Origin of the sequence: Sphingopyxis sp. P1IMeth2, from assembly GCF_900185685.1 — a bacterium.
GTDB lineage: Bacteria > Pseudomonadota > Alphaproteobacteria > Sphingomonadales > Sphingomonadaceae > Sphingopyxis > Sphingopyxis terrae_A.
Map to the genome: position 1 here is coordinate 198,268 of NZ_FYAT01000001.1, position 21,687 is coordinate 219,954.

General features: G+C 65.8%; 20 protein-coding genes. 5 read left to right on the forward strand and 15 right to left on the reverse strand.

The window, feature by feature from the left end:
* Position 1: 1 nt before the first annotated feature.
* From P1IM2_RS00890 to P1IM2_RS00960, 15 genes are all read right to left on the reverse strand, one after another.
* A complete protein-coding gene (locus tag P1IM2_RS00890) occupies positions 2-1,297 on the reverse strand; it encodes an acyl-CoA dehydrogenase family protein (RefSeq protein WP_186401140.1) in 1,296 nt (431 codons plus the stop codon).
* A gap of 19 nt (positions 1,298-1,316) precedes the next feature.
* Complete coding sequence (locus P1IM2_RS00895; protein WP_186401141.1) at positions 1,317-2,648, reverse strand: phosphotransferase family protein; 1,332 nt, start codon at positions 2,646-2,648, stop codon at positions 1,317-1,319.
* 69 nt (positions 2,649-2,717) lie between these two features.
* Positions 2,718-3,497, reverse strand: coding sequence for an enoyl-CoA hydratase (locus tag P1IM2_RS00900; RefSeq protein ID WP_186401142.1), 780 nt, complete (start codon positions 3,495-3,497; stop codon positions 2,718-2,720).
* A 12-nt stretch (positions 3,498-3,509) separates the two neighbouring features.
* The gene (locus tag P1IM2_RS00905; RefSeq protein ID WP_186401143.1) at positions 3,510-4,439 is read right to left on the reverse strand and encodes an energy transducer TonB; all 930 of its coding nucleotides are present in this window, start codon (positions 4,437-4,439) and stop codon (positions 3,510-3,512) included.
* Positions 4,440-4,479: 40 nt separating this feature from the next.
* Positions 4,480-5,472, reverse strand: coding sequence for a cupin-like domain-containing protein (locus P1IM2_RS00910; RefSeq protein WP_186401144.1), 993 nt, complete (start codon positions 5,470-5,472; stop codon positions 4,480-4,482).
* Between the two features lie 67 nt (positions 5,473-5,539).
* Positions 5,540-6,928 (reverse strand): DUF389 domain-containing protein, encoded by a 1,389-nt coding sequence (locus tag P1IM2_RS00915; protein ID WP_186401145.1) that lies wholly within the window; start codon positions 6,926-6,928, stop codon positions 5,540-5,542.
* 13 nt (positions 6,929-6,941) lie between these two features.
* A complete protein-coding gene (locus P1IM2_RS00920; protein ID WP_186401146.1) occupies positions 6,942-7,871 on the reverse strand; it encodes an electron transfer flavoprotein subunit alpha/FixB family protein in 930 nt (309 codons plus the stop codon).
* Positions 7,868-8,617 carry an electron transfer flavoprotein subunit beta/FixA family protein gene (locus tag P1IM2_RS00925; protein ID WP_186401147.1) on the reverse strand — a complete coding sequence of 250 codons (750 nt, stop codon included), beginning with the start codon at positions 8,615-8,617 and terminating at the stop codon, positions 7,868-7,870. Before P1IM2_RS00925 ends, P1IM2_RS00920 begins: the two co-directional genes overlap by 4 nt.
* A gap of 110 nt (positions 8,618-8,727) precedes the next feature.
* Positions 8,728-9,936: an ADP-forming succinate--CoA ligase subunit beta gene (gene sucC, locus P1IM2_RS00930; protein ID WP_003042798.1), complete on the reverse strand. Its 1,209-nt coding sequence runs from the start codon at positions 9,934-9,936 to the stop codon at positions 8,728-8,730.
* 127 nt (positions 9,937-10,063) lie between these two features.
* A complete protein-coding gene (locus P1IM2_RS00935) occupies positions 10,064-10,375 on the reverse strand; it encodes a hypothetical protein (RefSeq protein ID WP_062901011.1) in 312 nt (103 codons plus the stop codon).
* A gap of 6 nt (positions 10,376-10,381) precedes the next feature.
* Positions 10,382-11,497 carry a class A beta-lactamase gene (gene bla / locus P1IM2_RS00940; protein WP_260833883.1) on the reverse strand — a complete coding sequence of 372 codons (1,116 nt, stop codon included), beginning with the start codon at positions 11,495-11,497 and terminating at the stop codon, positions 10,382-10,384.
* Positions 11,498-11,689: 192 nt separating this feature from the next.
* Entirely contained in the window at positions 11,690-12,355 is a 666-nt protein-coding gene (gene msrA, locus P1IM2_RS00945) for a peptide-methionine (S)-S-oxide reductase MsrA (RefSeq protein ID WP_186401148.1), read from the reverse strand.
* 292 nt (positions 12,356-12,647) lie between these two features.
* Positions 12,648-13,859 carry a pyridoxal phosphate-dependent aminotransferase gene (locus P1IM2_RS00950; protein ID WP_003042809.1) on the reverse strand — a complete coding sequence of 404 codons (1,212 nt, stop codon included), beginning with the start codon at positions 13,857-13,859 and terminating at the stop codon, positions 12,648-12,650.
* A gap of 128 nt (positions 13,860-13,987) precedes the next feature.
* Positions 13,988-15,814 (reverse strand): aminodeoxychorismate synthase component I, encoded by a 1,827-nt coding sequence (pabB, locus tag P1IM2_RS00955; protein WP_186401149.1) that lies wholly within the window; start codon positions 15,812-15,814, stop codon positions 13,988-13,990.
* A gap of 27 nt (positions 15,815-15,841) precedes the next feature.
* On the reverse strand, positions 15,842-16,381 hold the full coding sequence (locus P1IM2_RS00960; protein WP_186401150.1) for a hypothetical protein: 540 nt from the start codon (positions 16,379-16,381) through the stop codon (positions 15,842-15,844).
* A gap of 140 nt (positions 16,382-16,521) precedes the next feature.
* Here P1IM2_RS00960 and P1IM2_RS00965 point away from each other — a divergent pair, with 140 nt between their 5' ends.
* The 5 genes from P1IM2_RS00965 to P1IM2_RS00985 all read left to right on the forward strand — a co-directional run bounded on the left by P1IM2_RS00965 (position 16,522) and on the right by P1IM2_RS00985 (position 21,686).
* Positions 16,522-18,189: a long-chain fatty acid--CoA ligase gene (locus P1IM2_RS00965; RefSeq protein ID WP_186401151.1), complete on the forward strand. Its 1,668-nt coding sequence runs from the start codon at positions 16,522-16,524 to the stop codon at positions 18,187-18,189.
* Between the two features lie 134 nt (positions 18,190-18,323).
* Complete coding sequence (locus P1IM2_RS00970; protein WP_082819829.1) at positions 18,324-18,755, forward strand: MerC domain-containing protein; 432 nt, start codon at positions 18,324-18,326, stop codon at positions 18,753-18,755.
* Positions 18,756-18,807: 52 nt separating this feature from the next.
* Entirely contained in the window at positions 18,808-19,272 is a 465-nt protein-coding gene (locus P1IM2_RS00975; protein ID WP_003042824.1) for a Fur family transcriptional regulator, read from the forward strand.
* A 33-nt stretch (positions 19,273-19,305) separates the two neighbouring features.
* On the forward strand, positions 19,306-20,094 hold the full coding sequence (locus P1IM2_RS00980) for a hypothetical protein (RefSeq protein WP_260833884.1): 789 nt from the start codon (positions 19,306-19,308) through the stop codon (positions 20,092-20,094).
* Between the two features lie 68 nt (positions 20,095-20,162).
* Positions 20,163-21,686, forward strand: a complete 1,524-nt coding sequence (locus P1IM2_RS00985; RefSeq protein WP_086457315.1) for a fumarate hydratase — start codon at positions 20,163-20,165, stop codon at positions 21,684-21,686.
* Position 21,687 lies beyond the last annotated feature (1 nt).

The following is a 21,687-nucleotide window of genomic DNA, read 5'->3' on the forward strand; positions in this document are numbered from 1 at the left end:
CTCAAATCTTCCCCAGCGTCTCCCTGCGCGGGCCGAGATAGCCAAACAGATAGGCCGCGACCTTGCGCATCTGAATCTCCTCGGCCCCTTCGGTGATCCGGTAGCGGCGGTGGTGGCGATAGATATGCTCGAACGGCTTGTGGCGCGAATAGCCGATGCCGCCATGCACCTGCATCGCGCGATCGGCCGCCTGACAGACGAGGCGGTTCGCCCAGTAATTGCACATGCTCACCTTGTCGGAGAGGCTGCGCTCGACCTCCTTGTGCGGCATATTGTCCATTTCCCATGCCGTCTTGCGGATGAGGAGGCGCAGCATTTCGGCCTGCGTCGCCAGCTCGACGAGCGGAAACTGGATCGCCTGATTCTTCGCCAGCGCCTCGCCAAAAGGCTTGCGCTCGCGCGCATAGCGCACGCTTTCCTCGATGCAGTAAACCGCCGCGCCGAGCGATGAGGCCGCCTGACGGATGCGGTTCTGGTGGACGAAACTCTGCGCGATCGACAGGCCGCCGTCGACCGGGCCGAGCCGCGCGCTGTCCGGCACCCATACGTCGGTAAAGCTGACACGCGGGTGATCGGTGGGCATGTTGAAGGTCCAAAGATATTCCTCGATCACGAGGCCCGGCGACGGGTTGGGGACGAGCAGGCAGGTGATCCCCCTGGCATCGCCGTCATTGCCGCTGGTGCGGCAGAAGGTCGCGCAGTGGGTCGCGACATGCATCCCCGTCGTCCACATCTTCTCGCCGTTGATCAGCCAGCCTTCAACCCCGTCGCGGGTTTCGCGCACCGCGCGCGTTTCCATATGCGTCGCGTCGCTGCCGTGATCGGGTTCGGTGAGGCCAAAGGCGGTGCGCCGCTTGCCTTCGAAGCCGCCGAGGATGAATTCCTGCTTCTGCTCGTCGCTGGTGCCAAATTGTTCGAACATCTCGACGAAGGGGAAATTGCCGACGATGCTGTGTTCGTTCTGCAGATCATTGTGGAGACCGAGACCCTTGGCGGCAAAATGCTCGCGGATCACCGCCATCCACAGGTTCGATCCGTCCTTGCCGCCATATTTCTTCGGCGCCGAAAAGCGCCAGTGGCCCGCGGCATCGGCTTTGCGGGTCGCCTGCTTCAGCAGCTGTTCCCACTCGTGGCGCGGCAATCCCTGATTGTCCCAGTCGGTGCGCGCATGTTCGCGGCGATGGTCGAAGAAGCGGATATTGTCGTCCGCATCCTCAAGCGGCTTGATCTCCGCCGCGATGAAGGCGTCGAGTTCGTCGAGATAGGCCTGCAAATCGGCCGGAACCGCAAAATCCATCGTTTCTCTCCCCTTGTCTCTATCCGTTCCAGGCGGCCCGCGCCGCGGCGAGCGCCGCATATTTAGGACTGTCGACCGCGCATTTGTCGAGCACGGCGCGGCGCAGGCGCGCGAGCAGGCCGGGTTCGGCAAGCGTCACCCGCCCGGCCAGTATGTCCCCGGCCAGCGCCTTGTCCTCGGCACGGATGCCCGCGCCAAGATCGCGCATCACGATGCCAAGCGCGTTCATCGCGACCGCGACCTGAAATTTGCCGTGCCCCTCGGCCTGGGGCTTGATCGCCTCCCCCAGCCAATCGCGCACCGCCTGCACCATTTCCTGCGTCGTCGGTTCGCCGACCGGCGCCGCCGCGGCGGCGGGCGAAGGCGGCAGCGGCGCCCCGCGCTCGGCCGCAGGCGCCCCATCTTCGAGCAGCCGGATGATGTCGAGTTCCTGTTCGGCAGTGCGCCGCCCCACGACCACGCGCTCGACCGTCGTATCGGCGCCGCTCCGCCACGCCTGCCCCATCTGCAGACAGCCGAGCGCCCACCACAGGGTGCGATAGACGAGCCAATATTTGAAGCGGTCGCGGTCGACCGGGCGCCCACCCGCGGCCTCATAGGCGGCAAAATAATCGTCGAGGCTGCCGACCCCGAACGCCGGCTTGTCGAGCATGCCGAAGCGCCACACGGTCATGCAGCCGAAGGCCAGATCCTCATGCGCGTCGCCGAGATGCGCGAGTTCCCAGTCGAGCACAGCGGCAAGACCATCCGCGTCGACCATGACATTGCCCATGCGATAGTCGCCATGGACGAGCACCGGGTCGGCGGGTTCGGGCAGATGATCCTCGCACCATTTGACCGCGAGCGCGATCGCCGGCCGGTCGCCGCCATAGGAAAGGAAGCGCGCCTTGAGCTCCGCGAGCGCTGCGGCGGTATCCATCACCGGAATTTCGGCCGGAATCGCGGCGCGAGGCAGCGCGTGGATCAACGCCAGTTCGCGCCCCAGGTCGGCGACGAGCGACGGCGGCGGCGCGGCCAATATCTTCGCCGGGCTGACTTCGGCGATGACGCGCCGCATGACATAGCCCGTCCCCATGCCGTCGGCATCGGACAGCACCCCGATCACCTCGGGCGCCTTGACCCCGCCAGCGTGCGCCGCGCGGACCAGCGCAGCCTCGACCGGATGGCCATAAGGCCGCCCTTCCATATATTCGGCCGAGGGCGCACGGCGCAGCACATAGGCGCCGCCGCCCCAGTCGAACGCCCAGCTTTCCATATTGGCGCCGCCCGAAAGGCGGGTCAGGTTCGACAGGTCGCCGGCACCGGCAACGCGCATCATGAAGGGAGGCAGCAAGGTCGACAGATCGGACATTACTTCCCCTTGCTAAGTATTTTCGGGCTCCGCAAGCCCGTAATCGTGACAGGTGGGCGCGGCGGCGCGTCAGATGTTCGCGCGCCCCCGCTGGATCACCGCCATCCGCCGCGCCTCGACCTCTTCGGCGCGAACGGCGCGGTTCGCCGCCGACGACCGCGCATGTTCAAGCGCCATCGCATCACCGAAGGGCAGCGCATAGCCATCGTCGATCAGCCGCTTGTAGCTTCGCACCATCGCCGGATCGGCGCTGGCGATATCGCGCGCGAGCGCCTGCGCCGCGGGGACCAGCTCTTCTGGGGTAACGACGCGATTGACGAGGCCCCAGTCGCGCGCCGCCTCGGCGCCCAGGAAATTGCCGGTCAGCGACAATTCCTTGGCGCGGCCGATACCGATCAGCCGCGACAATTTCTGCGACAGGCCCCAGCCGGGCATGACGCCGACGCGCGCATGTGTGTCGGCGAAGCGCGCTGCCGTCGATGCGATCAATATGTCGCAGGCGAGCGCAAGCTCGAACCCGCCGGTGATCGCGACGCCGTTGATCGCGCCGATCACCGGCTGCGGGCAGAGCTCGATCGCCTTGACCGGATTGTCGTCGGCGTCGGTGGCATTGGCCGCGCCCAGATTGCTGGTGTCGGCCCCCAGTTCCTTGAGGTCGAGCCCGGCGGTGAAGGCGCGCTCGCCCGCCCCCGTCAGCACGATCGCGCGCACGCTTTCGTCGGCGGCAAGCTGCCGCATCACCGCCGCAAGCTCGGCGCGCAGCGCCCGCGAGAGCGCATTCATCGCCTCGGGGCGGTTCAGCGTCACCGTGGCGACGGCATCCTGGCATTCGAGGCGGATCAGCGACATGAGGAAGCCCCTTTACAATCCCACATGGAAATTGACGCTGTTGAGCCAATAGGATGCCATCGGCTTGCCTTCGGCGTCGAGCGCGGGAAGGAATTCGGCACGGCGCATGATCGATTTGCAAACCGCGTCGTCGAATTCTTTGGCGCGCGTCGTTTGCTGGATGTGACATGCGGTGGGGTTTCCGGACGCATCGACATCGAGCCGGAACTGCACCAGCGCGCGCTGCCCCTGCCAAAGCATCTCCTTGGGATATTCATCCGACCGGATCCATTGGCGAGGATCGCTCTTCGGGGTGACCGGACGCGTCATCGTTGCATGCCGCGCGACGTCAACGCCCCAATGGTCGAGCAGTTCGTCGGTGCATTTGCTCAGCGCCGCAAAGGCGTTGCCCATCGAACCCGTCTCCAGGACGAAGTTCCGACCGGCTGGGACGCCCACTTCAATCCATGTGACCGCGGCTTCTTCGGCAGGCGTAACCGTCGACCAGCGGAAGCTGAAATCGCCCGCGTCGTGCGCGGCGTCATGAGCTGCGCTTTCGGCTTCGCTGCGCGGTGCAATTCTCACTTCGCTGCGCAGCACGAGGGCCGGGGTCTTGCCATCGCCCTTGCCCGGGTAGAATCCGATCGCCTGCTCCGCCTGGTTCGGGCCGAAGCGAATTTTCGCATCGCCGTCCATCCGGCTCGTACGCGCCGGTTTGCCGAAAAAGCTCATCCGCATCCCGTCGCCGGGTTCGAAGCGGTCCATGACCAGCATCACCTTGTCGTCGCCCTCGCCGAACTGGCGCGCCAGGCGGCAACTGTCGTCCGCATAATTCAGAAGCCACTTCGAACTGGGCTGAAGATGCATCGGCTCTTTCGGCTTGGCGCCTGCGTTTGGAGCCGTCAGCAGCGAAAGCATCGCGACGGCGACGACGGACGAACTGCGGTAAGTCACTCTCTCCATGGCCGGAATGTCGGCGAAGAAGCTGGCCAAGGCAAGTCTTTCAGAGCGCACCCCACGACTGATAATCGTCGACATGCGCGTTGGCACGGCGGAAGCTGGTGAAGCTTATGCTCGCCGACAGGTCGAGCGCCTCGACCTGATGCCACCAACCGACGGGCAGGAAGATCGCCTCGCCCGGCCCGATCACGCATTCGAGAACCGGCGGCGTTTCGGCGGTGCCATCGCCCGCCGGCAGCGCTTCGTTGCCCCAGTCGGAAAAGCAATGGCGGCTGTTGCGCATCCGCGCAAAGGCCCAGGGCGGCGCCATGCGGACTCGCTTGCGGCCCATGACCTGTACGAGCAGATTGTTCGTCAGATCATGGTGCCAGGGCGTCAGCGTCCCTTTGGGACCGAGCCAGAAAAAGCCGTCGCGGACCTCGCGCGGCTCCAGGAGGTCGATCGGCGCCAGATCGTCCCACAGCGCCGCGAGCGCCGCCGCGTTGGTGCCGCTGTTATAGGCGGTGAGATAAATATCGTTGCTTGCCTCGTGCCCCCGCAGCCAGTCGATCAGCTCGCCGAACCGCAGCATCCGCCGATGGGCGTCCTTGGCGAGTTCATAATCGGGGTCGCCGTCGCGCCCCACCTGCGCCTCGACCGCCGCTCCGCCTGCGACCGCCGCAAAATGATCGAGCGACCAGCGCGACAGGGCGGGCCAATGATCGACGAGGCCGGTCAGTTTCACCGGACGGTTCGCATCATAATAGCCGCGATAGAAGTCTCGAGCGGCGATGCGGTCGGCGGTATCGAGCACGAAGCCGCCTTCGCTCTCGCGCGCAAGCCGCGCCTGATTGGCGAACAGCCATTGCTGCTTGGCGCTGCGCGACGCCTGCCGCCGCAACGCAAGCGCCATCGGGTCTTTGGCCAGCCGCTCGACCTCATATTTCGCCGAAGCCGCCGACACGCCCGCGGCGATCAGCCGCGCATGCAGCGCCGCATCATCGTCGCCCGCGGCCAGCCCGTCGGCGAGGATAAGGCGCTTGTCGGGATGGGGCATCGAACGACTCCAAAGGGGGCAGCGCCCACCCTATGATCGCGAATGCGTCGGTATCAAGACGCCGGGTTTACCGGCGCGCCGCCGCAGGCTCTTCCCCGGTCGCGCCGTCCGCCGGCTCCTTCGGCGGTTCGGCGGGGGTGAAGCTGCCGTTTTCGATCAGCCATTGCGGGTAGCGGCCCTGGATGTCGGCCATGATGCGGTCGATCGCCGCGGCGACCTGTTCGCCTTCGCCCTCGCGGTCGCGCTGGACGACGACGCGGCGCGCCTGCGCATCGACCAGCACCCGCGCGCGCGGGATGAGTTCGCCAATGGTCAGCCCGGCGATGATCCCCATGCTGTCGGCGTCACGCTGTTCGAGCGTGGCGAGCCGCTGGTTCAGCCGCTCCTCGAACTGCACCGCGGCGTTGGTCTGCTGCTTGAGCTGGACGAGGTTGACGCTGACATCGCGGTCGAGATCGCCGCGCACCTTAGTGGCGAGTTGATCGTTGAGCTGCGCCGAATATTGATCGACGAGGACGACGCCGTCGACCGCCACCTCCTCGCCCTCGGTGCGCACATTCAGGCTGTCGATGCGATCGCCGTCACCGAGGAGGCGATTGAGTTCGGACTGGACCGCCGAGCGTGCGCGGATCTCGCGCGCGATATTGTTGAGCGACAGCGCCAGCGGGATCGACAGCACGCCCAGCGTGACGATGATTCCGGTTATCTGCATCGCTGTATGCTGCGGGGTCAGCGAGGGGCCGAATTTGTTGACCCGTGCGACGATCGTCGCAGCAAAGGCGATGGCAAGCGTGTTGGTCAGGAAGAGCAGCGCCGAACCGAGCGCGAAGTCGGGGCGGCCGGTGGCCAGGCCAAAACCGATCGTCGACAGCGGCGGAACCAGCGCCGTCGCGATCGCGACGCCGACCATGACGCCCGACAGCTTGCGCAGGATCGCATAGACGCCGGCAATGCCGCCCACGACCGCTACACCGAGGTCGAGCAGCGTCGGCTGCGTCCGCGCGCGCAGCTCGGGGGTAACGTCCTTGATCGGCGACAGCCAGATGATCAGCATCGCGACGAGCACCGCGACCGCCATCCCCGCCGCCATGGTGACGAGCGAACGCTTGATGAGATTGGATTCGAGCGTCGCGAGGCCAAAGCCGACGCCCATGATCGGGCCGAGCAGCGGCGATACCAGCATCGCGCCGATCACCACCGCCGCAGATCCTTGAAGCAGGCCGAGCGTGGCGATCGCCGCCGACAGCGTGATCAGCAACAGGAATTTCTGGTTGAGCCGCGCGTCGCGCGCGACACTGGCCAAAATCAGCGCGCGGCCGTGAACGGCTTCCTCGTCGTCGCCCGCGCGGTCATCATCGTCGATTTCGCGTCCCGGCCCCGGCCGCGCGGACCGGCGACCGCCGGCGTTGAACGGCGCGTCGCCCAGTCCGGGCACTCCGGGATGATTGCCGGCCATATGGTCGGGCGGGTTAGATCTTGCCGGTCAGTTCGGGCACCGCGCTGAACAGATCAGCGACGAGGCCGAGATCGGCGACCTGGAAGATCGGAGCGTCTTCGTCCTTGTTGATCGCGACGATCGTCTTCGAATCCTTCATCCCCGCAAGGTGTTGGATCGCGCCCGAGATGCCGATCGCGAAATAGACTTCCGGCGCGACGATCTTGCCGGTCTGGCCCACCTGATAGTCGTTGGGGACATAGCCTGCGTCGACCGCAGCACGCGAAGCGCCGAGCGCGGCGCCGAGCTTGTCGGCTAGCGGCACGATGACTTCCTGATATTTCTCGCTCGAACCCAGTGCACGGCCGCCCGACACGATGATCTTCGCCGAGGTGAGTTCGGGACGATCCTGCTTGGCGATTTCGGCGCCGACGAAGCTCGAAATGCCGGCGTCGCCGCCAGCCGAGACGGCTTCGATCGCGCCCGAACCGCCGGTCGCCGCTGCCTTCTCGAACGCAGTGCCGCGCACGGTGATGACGAGCTTCGCGTCCGAGCTTTCGACGGTCGCGATCGCGTTGCCGGCGTAGATCGGACGTGTGAAGGTCTTGGGACCTTCGACCGACAGGATTTCCGAAATCTGCATCACGTCGAGCAGCGCGGCAACGCGCGGCGCGATATTCTTGCCGGTCGTCGTCGCAGGCGCGACGAACGCGTCGTGCGACCCCATGAGGTCGGCGACGAGCGGCGCGATATTTTCGGGCAGATTGTGACCGAAGGCTGCGTTGTCGGCGACATGCACCTTGCCGACGCCCGCGATTTCCGACGCCGCCTTGGCAACGCCATCAACACCTTCGCCGGCGACGAGAAGATGGACTTCGCCGAGCTTCGAAGCCGCGGTTACTGCGGCGAGCGTGGCATCCTTGACGGCGCTACCGTCATGTTCGACCCAAACGAGCGTTTTCATGAGTGCACTCCCATCGCCTTGAGCTTGGCAACCAGTTCATCGACATCGGCGACCTTGATCCCGGCCTGGCGGACGGGCGGCTCCGACACCTTGACCGTCTTGACGCGCGGCGTCGTGTCGACGCCGTAATCGGCGGGCGCCTTGGTATCGAGCGGCTTCGACTTCGCCTTCATGATGTTCGGCAGCGACGCATAGCGCGGCTCATTCAGACGCAGGTCGGTGGTGACGATCGCGGGAAGCTTCAGCTTCACCGTTTCGAGACCGCCGTCGACTTCGCGCGTCACGCTGACATGATCGCCCTCGACATTGACCGCGCTGGCGAAAGTGCCCTGCGCCCAGCCGGTGAGCGCGGCGAGCATCTGGCCGGTCTGGTTGTTGTCGCCGTCGATCGCCTGCTTGCCGAGGATCACGAGACCCGGCGTTTCGGCATCGGCAATCGCCTTCAATATCTTCGCGATCGCGAGCGGTTCGGCTTCATCGTCGGTCTGGACGAGGATCGCGCGGTCGGCACCCATCGCGAGCGCGGTGCGCAGCGTTTCCTGCGCCTTCGCCGGGCCGACGCTGACGGCGACGATCTCGGTCGCGACGCCCTTTTCCTTGAGGCGGATCGCCTCTTCGACCGCGATTTCGTCGAACGGGTTCATCGACATCTTGACGTTGGCAAGGTCAACGCCCGTGCCGTCCGCCTTGACCCGCGGCTTCACGTTGTAATCGAGCACCCGCTTCACGGGGACGAGGATTTTCATGGCTTTTCAGCTCCTCTCGAAAAATTGTGCAGTGCGCCATAATTGGCGTTTACGTAAACGTCAACCTGTTGGCGCCCCCTTCCGCCCCAAGAGCGGAAGGGGAAAACCGGTCAGGCCGCCTTGGCAACCTCGGCGACGATCTTCTTCGCCGCGTCGCCCAGATCGTTCGCGGGAACGATTGCGAGACCCGAGTTTGCCAGGATTTCCTTGCCCTTTTCGACGTTGGTGCCTTCCAGGCGGACGACGAGCGGCACCGACAGATTCACTTCCTTCGCCGCGGCAACGATGCCTTCGGCGATGATGTCGCATTTCATGATGCCGCCGAAGATGTTGACGAGGATGCCCTGAACGGCGGGATCCTTGAGGATGATCTTGAACGCCGCGGTGACCTTTTCCTTGTTCGCGCCGCCGCCGACGTCGAGGAAGTTGGCCGGGAAAGCGCCGTTGAGCTTGATGATGTCCATCGTCGCCATCGCAAGGCCGGCGCCATTGACCATGCAGCCGATATTGCCGTCGAGCTTGATGTAGGCGAGGTCATATTCGCTCGCCTCGACTTCGGCCGGATCTTCTTCGGTCAGATCGCGCAGCTCGGCGAGATCCTTGTGACGGAACATCGCGTTCGAATCGAAGCCGACCTTCGCGTCGAGGACATAGAGCTTGTCGCCCTCGTCGGTCGGACAGATGGCGAGCGGGTTGATTTCGATCTGCGAAGCATCGGTGCCGAGGAACGCGGCATAGAGGCCCTCGAGGATCTTTGCCGCCTGCTTGGCAAGATCGCCCGACAGGTCGAGCGCCTTGGCCACCGCACGGCCGTGGTGCGGCATCAGGCCGGTGGCGGGATCGATGGTGATGGTGTGGATCTTTTCAGGCGCCGAGTGCGCGACTTCCTCGATGTCCATCCCGCCTTCGGTCGACGCAACGACCGCGATGCGGCTGGTGGCGCGATCGACGAGCAGCGCGAGGTAGAATTCCTTGCCGATGTCGACGCCGTCGGTGATGTACAGGCGGTTGACCTGCTTGCCGGCCTCGCCGGTCTGGATCGTCACCAGCGTGTTGCCCAGCATGTCCTTGGCGTGCGCTTCGACTTCCTCGATGCTCTTGGCGAGGCGAACGCCGCCCTTGGCATCGGGGCCGAGTTCCTTGAACTTGCCCTTGCCGCGGCCGCCCGCGTGGATCTGTGCCTTGACGACGTAAAGCGGTCCGGGGAGCTGCTTTGCCGCCGCGACGGCTTCCTCGACACTCATCGCGGGAATGCCCTTGGGCACCGCGACGCCAAATTTCGCGAGCAGTTCCTTGGCCTGATATTCGTGGATGTTCATGAGCTCTGCCGGGCCTTTCGACTCTGTAAGCGGGGAGATATGCGGCGCCGCATAAGCACAAGTTGCGCGGCAAGGCTACCCCTGCCGCGCCCAGAAATTCTTGACACGGACCAAAGCGGCGGCCTGATCAGCGCAGCGCACACACCGCGGCGGAGCTGGTCGTCACCGCCAATATCTCCGGATCCTTGAGCGCGCGGACCTTGCGGAAGAACTGGTCGAGCGTCAGGTCGGTGATTTCACGGTCCTTCAGGCTGCCCAGCGCCGACAGGCGGCGAAGCTGGACGAGCGACAGCCGGTCGACCATGCGCCCCGCCATGCACGTCGCCATCGTCTTCGACAGACCCGCATTCTGGAGTCCGCTGCGCAGCCGCGTCTCGGGCGTCGCGCAGGCGGACAGGACCAGCGGCAGCGCCAGCAGCGGAACCATCACCCGTTTCATCGAAGCCTACTTTCCGTGAAATTCGGCCACCGCGCCGGAGACCGCCTGCATCAGCGCCATGCGCGCGGGGATCGACGCCGATGTGTCGCCCAGCATCACGACGATGGCATAGCGCGTGCCGTCAGGCGCGGTGGCGATGCCGATGTCGTTATAGCCTGCCGTCTCGCCTTTGTAATCCTGGCCGGTGCCGGTCTTGTGCATGAAGCCCCAGCCCGAGGGGAGCCCGGCCTTCAGCCGCTTCGGCCCGCTGCGCGTCCGGCTCATCACGCCCATCAGATATTGCGTCGATTCGGGCGACAGCAGCGCCCCGCGCGCCAGCCGGGTCAATGCGCTCGCGATCGCCGCCGGCGCGGCGCCGTCCATCGGATTGGCAAGATAGGCCTCGCGCGCCGACTTGCGCGTCGAATCGGGAAGCGCGGCGCGCGCCTGCTGGAAGGCGTTGCCACGCGAATAGCTCTGCTGCCACGCAAGGCCGGCGGTCGCGCTCTGCAACAGGCGCTCGCCCGGACCGAATCGGATCGATCCCAGATCCTTCTTCGCAATGAAGCGCCGGACCGCCTCGGGACCACCCACGGTGCGCAGCAGGCTGTCGTTGGCGGTGTTGTCGCTGTGCGTGATCGCGGTTTCGATAAGCTCGCGCACGCTCATCGTCACCTTGCCTTCCGACCGCACGCGCGCCGCGAGCGGCTGATGGAACAGGGTGAGGTCGTTGGGGCCGATGTCCACCCGGCGGTCGAGGCTGAGCTTGCCCTGGTCGACCGCATCGAGCACGGTCATCGCCACCCACAGTTTCGACACGCTCTGCTGCGGGAATAATTCCCCGCCGCGTTCCGAAAAGGACCATTCGCCGTCGATGCGCTGGACGGCGATGCCGGTCTTGCCGGGGAAAGTCCGCCAAAGCTGCGAAATCCGGTCGCTCAGGCCACTCGGCGGGCGCCGGAAGCCCGGATCGACGACGTCCTTGGGGGGCGCATTCACGGCGCGCGCCGGCGTTGCGGTGCTGACCGGCGGCCCGATGGGCACGCTGACCGCTCCGCGCGGCGCCGTTTGCGCCTGCCGCGGCGTCGGCACCAGTGCCGCACCGCTGACACAGCCCGCCAGCGCCATTCCGCCGATCGCCATACCGAGCAGCCGCCTGCTCGAAAATCCCAACGCCATCATAACCCCGCAACCCGCGACCAGTTTATCGCCCGACCTTTTGGCCGGCACCATGCGTCCCGCACTCCGCCTGCGCGGACCAGCGATTTGCGGTGAATGATTCCTATCGCGCGATAAATGGCGGAACGCTGAACGGCTTGCCGCGTGCGGCGCCGTTCAGGGCGCCGGGGTTGCCCGCACCCATTCGGGATAGAGGCGTTTCAGCGCCGCCAGCTTGGGCGCATCCCAGCGGCGGATATAGCCATTGTCGGGATGCAGGCGCATGAAATCCTGATGATAGGCTTCGGCGCGGTAAAAGCCTTTGTAGCTTTCGACCGGGACCACGATCGGCGCCTTGAAATAATGGCCCTTGCCGATCTGCGCGAGATACGCAGTCGCAACCTGCCGCTGCGCGGCATCCATCGGCACGATCGCGGCGCGATATTGGGTGCCGCTGTCGGGCCCCTGCCGGTTTTTCAGCGTCGGATCGGCGACCACGGAAAACAGGATGCGCAGCAAGGTGCCATAGCTGACCACCGACGGGTCATAGACGATGCGAACCGACTCGGCGTGTCCGGTCGTGCCGGACGAGGTCTGCTCATATTCGGCGGTGGCCTTGCTACCGCCATGATAGCCCGATTCGACCGACACGACGCCCTTCACATTGGAAAAGACACCTTCGACGCCCCAGAAGCATCCGCCCGCGAGCACCGCAACGGCGCGCTTCGCCTTCACTGCGGGATCGACGGCCGCCGCGGGGAGCTTGACGACGCCTTCCGCCTGCGCGGGCGCGCACTGCGCCAGCACCGCGGCAGCGATCAGCGCGGCGAAGGGGCGCCGCATCGCGGTCAGATCGGCATGGCGACCGCCGGCTGATTCAGCACGACGATCAAGGCGCCAATGGCGAAGCCGGCGAGCATGGTCGGAAACCAGTCGGAGCGGAACATCGAAAACATAAAAGCCTCTTTTTGTCATATTGTCGTTTTCGCGGGGGAGGCCCCCTCGGTTACAGCGACGATATGGCGCGCCCCGTGCCGCCGTGCAGTGACCGCCATCACCCATAAAGATGGTGGCTTACTATCCGGTGAACCGGATGGCGGGGCAGCGTTCAGGCAGCGCCCGTCCGGCGCCGCGGTCAGCGCAGCGCGGCGCAGGCCTGCTGGATGCGGATGCACGCTTCCTTGAGCACCGCCTCCGACGTCGCATAGGAAACGCGGAAGGCTGGCGACAGACCGAAGGCCGCGCCATGCACCGCCGCGACGCGCGCGGTGTCGAGGAAATAGTCGATCAGCGCTTCGTCGCTGTCGATCGGCTTGCCGTCGGGGGTCGTCTTGCCCATGCAGCCGCTCGCGTCGGGATAGACATAGAAGGCCCCGTCGGGAACCGGGCAGTTCAGCCCCGGCGCGTCATTGAGCATCGCGACGACCATGTCGCGGCGCTTGCGGAACGCGGCGTTGCGCTCCTCGAGAAACTGCTGCGGCCCGCCGAGCGCGGCCACCGCGGCGGCCTGCGCCACCGAACAGGGGTTCGACGTCGACTGCGACTGCAGCTTGCCCATCGCCTTGATCAGCCATGCGGGACCGCCGGCATAGCCGATGCGCCAGCCGGTCATCGCATAGGCCTTGGAACAGCCGTTGACGGTCAGGATACGGTCGATCAGGTCGGGGCAGCGCTGCGCAAGCGTCGAGAAGGCGAAATCGGCGTACCAGACATGTTCGTACATGTCGTCGGTCATCACCATCACATGCGGATGGCGGCGGATGACCTCGCCCAGCGCGTCGAGTTCCTCGGGCGAATAGGCGGCGCCCGACGGGTTCGACGGCGAATTGAAGATGATCCAGCGCGTCTTCGCGGTGATCGCGGCGTCGAGCTGTTCGGGCGTGATCTTGTAATGCTGCGCCGCCGACGCCTCGATCGTCACCGGCGTGCCGCCGGCAAAGGCGACGATGTCGGGATAGCTGACCCAATAGGGCGCCGGGATGATCACCTCGTCGCCGGGATCGACCGTCGCGACGAGCGCGTTGAAGAGCGTATGCTTGCCGCCGACATTGACCGTGATCTGGTCGAGCCCGAAGTCGAGCCCGTTGTCGCGGCGGAACTTGCCACGGATCGCTTCCTTGAGCGCGACCGTGCCGTCGACCAGCGTATATTTTGTCTGGCCGCCGCGGATCGCCTCGATCGCCGCTTCCTTGACGAAATCGGGCGTGTCGAAATCGGGCTCGCCCGCCGACAGGCCGATCACGTCGACGCCGTCCGCTTTCAGCTTGGTGACGCGCGCGGTCATTGCGAGCGTGGCCGAGGGCTGGATGCGATTGAGGGCGGCGGAGGTGTGCGGCTTCAGCGACATGACGATACTTTCCGTGGCTTGCGCGGACAGGCTGCAAAATGACAGGAAATTGCGCGGGGCCGCGCCTAAAGCCTCCGCCCGCAATAGGCAAGCCGGCGGCGCCATAAATTAGCTATGCAAGCCGAAAGTCAGCCTGCGGGCTGCGCCAGCCGTGCCGGAATCAGCCCGCGCAGCGAATTGCCGATGAAAAAGCCTTCCGCAAGATCGGCGAGGCGCAGATGCGACTCGACCGCCCGTCCCTTTTCGACGAGTTCGGCGCGCAGCACGCCGGGCAAGAGGCCGAGCGACAGCGGCGGCGTGAGCAACAGGCCGTCGCGTTCGACGAAGATATTGCTCCAGCTTCCTTCGGTCACGAACCCCGGCTCGTCGACGAACACGACTTCGGCGGTGCCGTGTGCCGCGCGCAATGCATCATAGGCGCCGCGCAGGCTGGTCTTGTGGGTCAGACGGAAATCGCCCGGAGCGAGCGGCGCCGGCGCCACGGCGACCGGTACCGGCAGCTCGGCAAGCCGCGGCAGCGGCGACACCTCGACCGCGAGCGCGCCCGAGGGCGCCAGCCGCATCCGCACGCGCGCGGCGCTGCGCAGGCGAAAAGTCGCCGACTGCAGATTGTTGCGCGCGCCGTGGCGATCGAAATCAAAACCCAGCGCCTCGGCGCTCGCCTTCATGCGCGCCAGATGCCCCTCGAGCCGCTGGACGCCGTCCACGGGATCGAAGTGCATCGTCTCGATCAGATCGAAGCTTTGCCCGGCAGCGACCACAAATTCCCCCTTGGCCAGACATTCGCGCCATTCTTCAGCCGGTTCGCTGTCGGCGACGATTCCGGAACCCAGCCCCAGCGTGGCGCAATGCGCTCCGTCGCGCAAGTCGCGCTGCGACGGAAAGACGAGCGTGCGGATCGCGACATTGAACGCCGCCTCGCCATCGGGCGCGATGAAGCCGATCGAACCAGTGTAAATCCCGCGCGGCTCGCCCTCCAGTTCGTCGATGATCTCCATCGCCCGCACCTTGGGTGCGCCGGTGATCGACCCGCATGGAAAAGCGGCGCGCAGCACGTCAGCGCCGCCCTTGTCCGCAGGGAGCGCTGCGGTGACGTCGGAGACAAGCTGATGAATCGTGGGATAGGTCTCGACGCGAAACAGTTCGGGCACCGCGACCGATCCGGCCTCGGCAACGCGCGACAGATCGTTGCGGAGCAGATCGACGATCATCAGATTTTCGGCACGCTGCTTGGGATCCAGCGCGAGCGCCCGCGCCGCGCGCGCGTCGCTTTCGGGATGGGCGCGGCGCGCGGCTGTGCCCTTCATCGGCCGCGCCATCACCGCGCCGCCGCGCAGCGTAAAGAAAAGCTCGGGCGACAGCGACGCGATCGCCTGCTCGCCGGTCCAGATGAAACCGCCATATCCCGCGCGCGCCGTCTGCCGCAGCCGCGCATAGACGGCGAGTGGATCGCCCGCGAAGGGCACGTCGGCACGAAAGGTCAGATTGGCCTGATAAATGTCGCCGGCACGAATATAATCGAGAACCCGCGCGACAGCGGCTTCGTAATCCGCACGCGCCACGCGCGGACGTGGTGCGCCGATCCAGGCGGCACCGGGGTCGGGTAGAAGCGACGCAACTGCGTCGGCATCGATTCGCTCAACACGCTCGAACAGGCCAAACCAGCCGAGCGGCGCATCGAAGTTCGTCGGCGCGGCAGAGCGGTGCCGCGAGGCGGGCGCCAGCGCCTTGCCTCCATCATAAGCGAGGTAGCCAGCGGCGTGCAGCCCGCGCGCTCGCGCGGCCGCCAGCCCATCGAGCAGAGCCGCCACGTCCCGCACCGCGCGGGCGCAGAGGATTTCTATCGGATCGCGGAACAGCCGCGCGCACGCTGCATTCTCTGCCCGCGCGTCGTCGAGCAGTACAAAGGGCGAAGCACCAGCCGTCGGCCGGCTCAATCGCGCGGTCGTTGTCATGGCACGGCAGTCAAAGGCGCCAGGTGGTCAGCGGTCGCGCTTCATGCGGATCGACCGCCCACCCTCTACGCTGGCAAAATAGCTGCCCATCGTCGCGGTCTTGATATGGATCTTCTGGCCGGGCTTAGGTTGCCGCGGCAATACCGTCGTATCGATCTGCGACCAGACGGCGCCGTCTTCCATCGTCATCGTATATTTCCCGGACTGGTCCATGCTCACCGATTTGATGACCGTATCGATCTCGCGCACCTCATCCTCGTCGCCGCCGAAAATGCCGCCGAGCTTGGGAAAGCTGAACCCGAACAGGCCACGGCGCGTCTTCTTGGCCGTTTCGCGGTCGGTAAAGACAATTTCGCGGGCCTCGTCCGCACTGGCAAGCGACCCAACCTCGCGGTCGAAACAGGCAAGACGCTGCGTCGGATCGGCGATGTCGCGGCAAGCATAGAGCTGTTCGATCTGCGCCGGGCGGGGCGCCGCCTTGTCTTTGTCCTTTGCAGACGCCGGGGTCACGACCAGACAGCCCATGACGGCAACGGCCGCGACGATCCGAGATGAAAGCTGCGACATGACAATCCCCCTGCAAAGACGATGGCCCTGCCTAGCCGCCGCGGCGTCGGCCCGCAAGCGCGCTGCCGATTGCGATATCGGCTTACTGACCCTAGTGTAAGGAAATTCCGCCTCATTTTGCGAAAGGACGCCATCCCCCGATGGGCACGCTCTACGACTGGTCGACCGATTATCGCCATCCCGCCCCATGGAACCAGTCGTTCGCGCCCCTCTCGCTGCCTGCCATGCTCGCCGACAGCGTCGCGCGGCGCGGCGAAGCGCCGATGCTCGACTTCATGGGGCGCCGTTTCAGCTATGCCGAAGTCGCGGACGGGGTCGCCCGCGTCGCGCGCGGCCTGCAGAAGCGCGGTATCGGCAAGGGCAGCCGGGTCGGCCTGTTCCTGCCCAACGTCCCGCATTATGTCGCCGCCTATTATGGCGCGCTTGCCGCCGGTGCGACCGTGGTCAATTTCTCGCCGCTCTACACGGTCGCCGAACTCGAGGCGCAGGTGGAGGATTCGGGAACCGACACGCTGTTCACGATCAGCGCCTCGGCGCTGTTGCCGACCGCGCTCGCGGTGCTCGAGGGGTCGAGCCTGAAGCGGCTGGTCGTCGGCTCGATCGCCGGCGGGCTGCCCGCGGCCAAGTCGATCCTCTACCGCCTGTTCCGGCGCAAGGAGACGGCGGCGGTGCCCGACGATCCGCGCATCATCCGTTTTTCGGCGCTGACCGACAATGATGCTCGCCCCGATCCGGTCGCCATCGACCCGGAAGGCGATGTCGCGCTGATCCAGTATACCGGTGGCACCACGGGCACGCCGAAGGGCGCGATGCTGACGCACCAGAATCTGACCGCCAACGCGCGGCAGGTCAATGCGATCGACCCCGACCGCGACGCCGACGACCGCATCCTCGGCGTGCTGCCTTTCTTCCACGTCTTCGCCAATACCTGCGTCCTCAACCGGACGGTGCTGAACGGCGGCATGATCGCGATGCTCCCCCGCTTCGACGCGAAACAGGCGCTGCAGACGATCACCCGGACGAAGGCGACGGCGCTGCCCGGCGTACCGACCATGTATCAGGCACTGCTCGACCATCCCGACCTTGCCAAGACCGATTTCTCCAGCTTGCGGGTCTGCATTTCGGGGGGCGCGCCGATGCCCGCCGAGCTGCGTGAGAAATTCGTTGCAGCAACCGGCGCGTCGCTCGTCGAAGGCTATGGCCTCACCGAAAGCGCCGGGGTCGTCGCGACCAACCCCTATGAGGGACCGGTCAAGGCCGGGACGATCGGCCAGCCGATCCCCGCGACCCATATCCGCCTGCTCGACAAGGAAGATCCGGTCACGGACGCGCCGATGGGCGAGCCCGGCGAGCTCGCGGTCAAAGGGCCGCAGATCATGCGCGGCTACTGGAACCGCCCCGATGCCGACCAGGACAGCTTCACCGCCGACGGCTGGCTGCGCACCGGCGACGTAGCAACGATCGACGCCGACGGCTATATCCGCATTGTCGACCGGCTGAAGGACATGATCGCGGTCGGCGGCTTCAAGGTCTATCCGAGCGAGATCGAGCACAAACTCTACCAGCATCCGGCGGTGAAGGAGGCGATCGTCCTCGGCGTCCCCGATCCCTATCGCGGCGAACACCCCAAGGCCTTCGTCACGCTGGAAGAGGGCTATGACGTCTCGGGCGACGCGCTCGCCGCCTGGCTCAACCCGCAACTCGGCAAGCATGAACGCGTGAGCGCCATCGAGGTGCGCGATCATCTGCCCAAGACGATGATCGGCAAACTGGACCGCAAGGCCTTGCGGGCCGAAACGGGGGGATGACAACCGCCCCTCCTCGCCCCTGCCTTCGCGGGGGTGACCGGAAGCGGCAGGATAGAAATGTCATAATGTGATATTGTAACCTTTGTCATGTTATGCCATATCAAGGCCCGCAATTGCTTTCCTTGGAGAATCGGGTGACGCACGTCGCCAGCCATGCCCCTGTTCTGACGCGCCTTGGCGCGCTGGTTCGGGCTGCGCGCGATTCGCGGCCGCTGACCGCTTTGACGGGCGATCAGCTCGCCATCGGCCTGTCGGGCCTGTGCCTCGTCCACTGCCTTGCCAGCACGATCTTCTTTGCCTCGATCGCCTCGGTCGGCGGCGCTTTGCTGCATCCCGCCTTTCACGAGATCGGGCTGGTCGTCGCGATCGGTTTTGCGCTGGTGACGCTCGTCGCAGGGGTGCTCAGCCACGGCTATATGATGCCTTTCGCGGTCGGCAGCTTCGGGCTGGGCATGATGGCGGGCGCTCTGTCGAGGCCGCATGACGGCAGCGAAGTGCTCGCGACGATGATCGGGGTCGCGGTCGTCGCGCTCGGGCACGATCTCAATCGCCGCGCGGCGCACTGATACGCATTGCCCGCAGCTTGCGGGCGCCCCCCAAAGCGCCTACATTATCCCCATGGGCAAGCACGAACATGCGCATATCGAGGCCAGCGGCGCCTCGCTCGCCAATGCGGCGCAGGACGCGCTCGAAAAGGCCGGCGAAGCGTGGACCGACATGCGCGCGCAGATTTTCGATGCGGTCGCCGAAATTGGCAAGCCAGCGAGCGCCTATGAAATCGCCGACATCGTCTCGCAAAAACGCGGCAAGCGGGTCGCGCCCAACAGCGTCTATCGTATCCTCGACCTGTTCGTTGCCAACAATCTCGTCCGCCGGGTCGAAAGCGCCAATGCCTTTGTAGCCAACAGCCATCCCGGCTGCCTGCACGACTGCATCTTCCTGATCTGCGACAGCTGCGGCAATGCCGTCCATGTCGATAATGACAAGCTGTCTGACGGCGTGCGCGCTGCCGCCGCCGCGACCGGATTTGCCGCCGAGCGCCCGGTGATCGAGGTGCGCGGCAAATGCGCCGAGTGCCAATAGATTGAATGCGCGCGCGCCGCCAGCGGTACGCTGGTGGCTCGCGGCGCTTTTCCTCGGTTCGGCACCATAACGGTCGGCCTTTGGCTGAGCCAAAGCTTCCCGCAAGACAGCTTCGCCGCCGAGCCGGGCTTCGGCGCACCGGTGCTTGCCTTCGAGTTCGCGGGTGGGCAGGACGATCTTCTCGCGATCTTCGGACCCGATGGCGACCCGCGGCAGGTCGGGCGCCTCGCCGCAATGCGAACCGGCAACGAGCGCGACTATCTCTACATGCTGCTTTACGCCGGATTCCTGGCCAGCGGCCTGATCGCGCTGGGACGCGAGACGGGGCTACGCCTGTTCGCCGTCGCCGCCGCTCTGCCGATCCTGGCCGCGCTTTGCGACGGGTATGAAAACTGGCTGCTGTTCGACATCCAGGCCGCCTTCACTGCAGGCGATTATTCGCCCGCGATGGCAAGCCTGCCCTATCCGGTCGCCGCCAAATTCGTATTGCTGGCGCTGACCAATGTCGCGATCGGGCTTGCGCTCGCACAGCTCGGCGGGCGCTGGTGGACCCTGGCGGGAACACTCGTCATCGTCGCCTGCGTCCCCACGCTGATGGCGATCGCCCTGCCCGCCCATTATGGCTGGACGCTGCTCGCAGCCGCGGGTGGCGGCTGGATCGTGCTGCTCGGCACCACGGCCATCGCCTGCTGGCGCGGCATGATGCGGGGCCGTCCGCTCGTCGTCGCACTCACCGCGCCACCCCTTCGCCCCGTCGTCCGCCCGTCCGCGCGCCACCCGGCGAGCCCGCCCGCGACCGGTTTCGGGCGCCGCAGGCGCTGACCCCTTTCCGTTGCCGCGATGCGGGTCTAGGGAAACCGCGACTCACGAAACCGGGCAAAGGGCTGCACATGAACACCGTCATCATCCGCGAGGACGACCTCATCGAAACCGTCGCCGACGCGCTCCAGTACATCAGCTATTTTCACCCGATGGACTATATCCGCGCCCTGGGCGCTGCCTATGAGCGCGAAGTTTCGCCCGCTGCGAAAGACGCGATGGCGCAGATCCTCTCGAACAGCCGCATGTGCGCCGAGGGGCACCGCCCTATCTGCCAGGACACGGGCATCGTCACCGTGTTCGTCAAATGGGGCATGGACTGCCGCCTCGACAGCCCCCGCAGCCTGCAGCAGGTCGTCGACGAAGGGGTCCGCCGTGCCTATCTCCACCCCGACAACAAGCTGCGCGCCTCGATCCTCGCCGACCCGGCGTTCAGCCGCGTCAATACCAAGGACAACACGCCGTCGGTGCTGAATGTCGAAATGGTCCCCGGCGACAAGGTGCATATCGACGTCGCGGCGAAGGGCGGCGGCAGCGAGAACAAGTCGAAGTTCAAGATGATGAACCCGTCGGATTCGATCGTCGACTGGGTGCTCGAAATGGTGCCCCAGATGGGCGCCGGCTGGTGCCCCCCCGGCATGCTCGGCATCGGCATCGGCGGCACTGCCGAAAAGGCGATGCTGCTGGCCAAACAGTCGCTGATGGACCCGATCGACATGACCGAATTGCTCGCGCGCGGGCCGAGCAATCCGACCGAGGAACTGCGCATCGAGCTGTATGAAAAGGTCAATGCGCTCGGCATCGGCGCGCAGGGGCTGGGCGGCCTCGCGACCGTGCTCGACATCAAGATCAAGGATTGGCCGACCCACGCCGCGTCTAAGCCGGTCGCCATGATCCCCAATTGCGCCGCGACGCGCCACGCGCATGTCACGCTCGACGGCAGCGGCCCCGCCTATCTCGAAAAGCCGGTGCTCGCCGACTATCCGCAGATCGACTGGGCACCCGACAGCGCGGCGAAACGCGTCGACCTCGACACGCTGACCCCCGAAGTCGTCGCCAGCTGGAAACAGGGCGACCGCATCCTCCTCAATGGCAAGATGCTCACCGGTCGTGATGCCGCGCACAAGCGCATCGCCGACATGCTCGCGAAGGGCGAAGAGCTGCCCGTCGAGTTCAAGGGCCGCGTCATCTATTATGTCGGCCCGGTCGATCCGGTGGGCGAGGAAATCGTCGGCCCCGCCGGCCCCACCACCGCGACGCGCATGGACAAGTTCATGGACATGATGCTCGAACAGGGCCTGCTCGCCTGCGTCGGCAAGGCCGAACGCGGCCCCGCCGCAACGCAGGCGATCGCCAAGCACAAGAGCGCCTATCTGATGGCGGTCGGCGGCGCCGCCTATCTCGTCGCGCGCGCGATCAAGGGCTCGAAGGTCGTCGGCTTCGCCGACCTCGGCATGGAGGCGATCTACGAATTCGAGGTCAAGGACTTCCCCGTCACCGTCGCGGTCGATAGCGAAGGCCAGAACGTCCACGTCAACGCGCCGAAAATCTGGCAAAAGCGGATCAAGGACGAAGGGCTGCTTGAGAAGGCGTGAG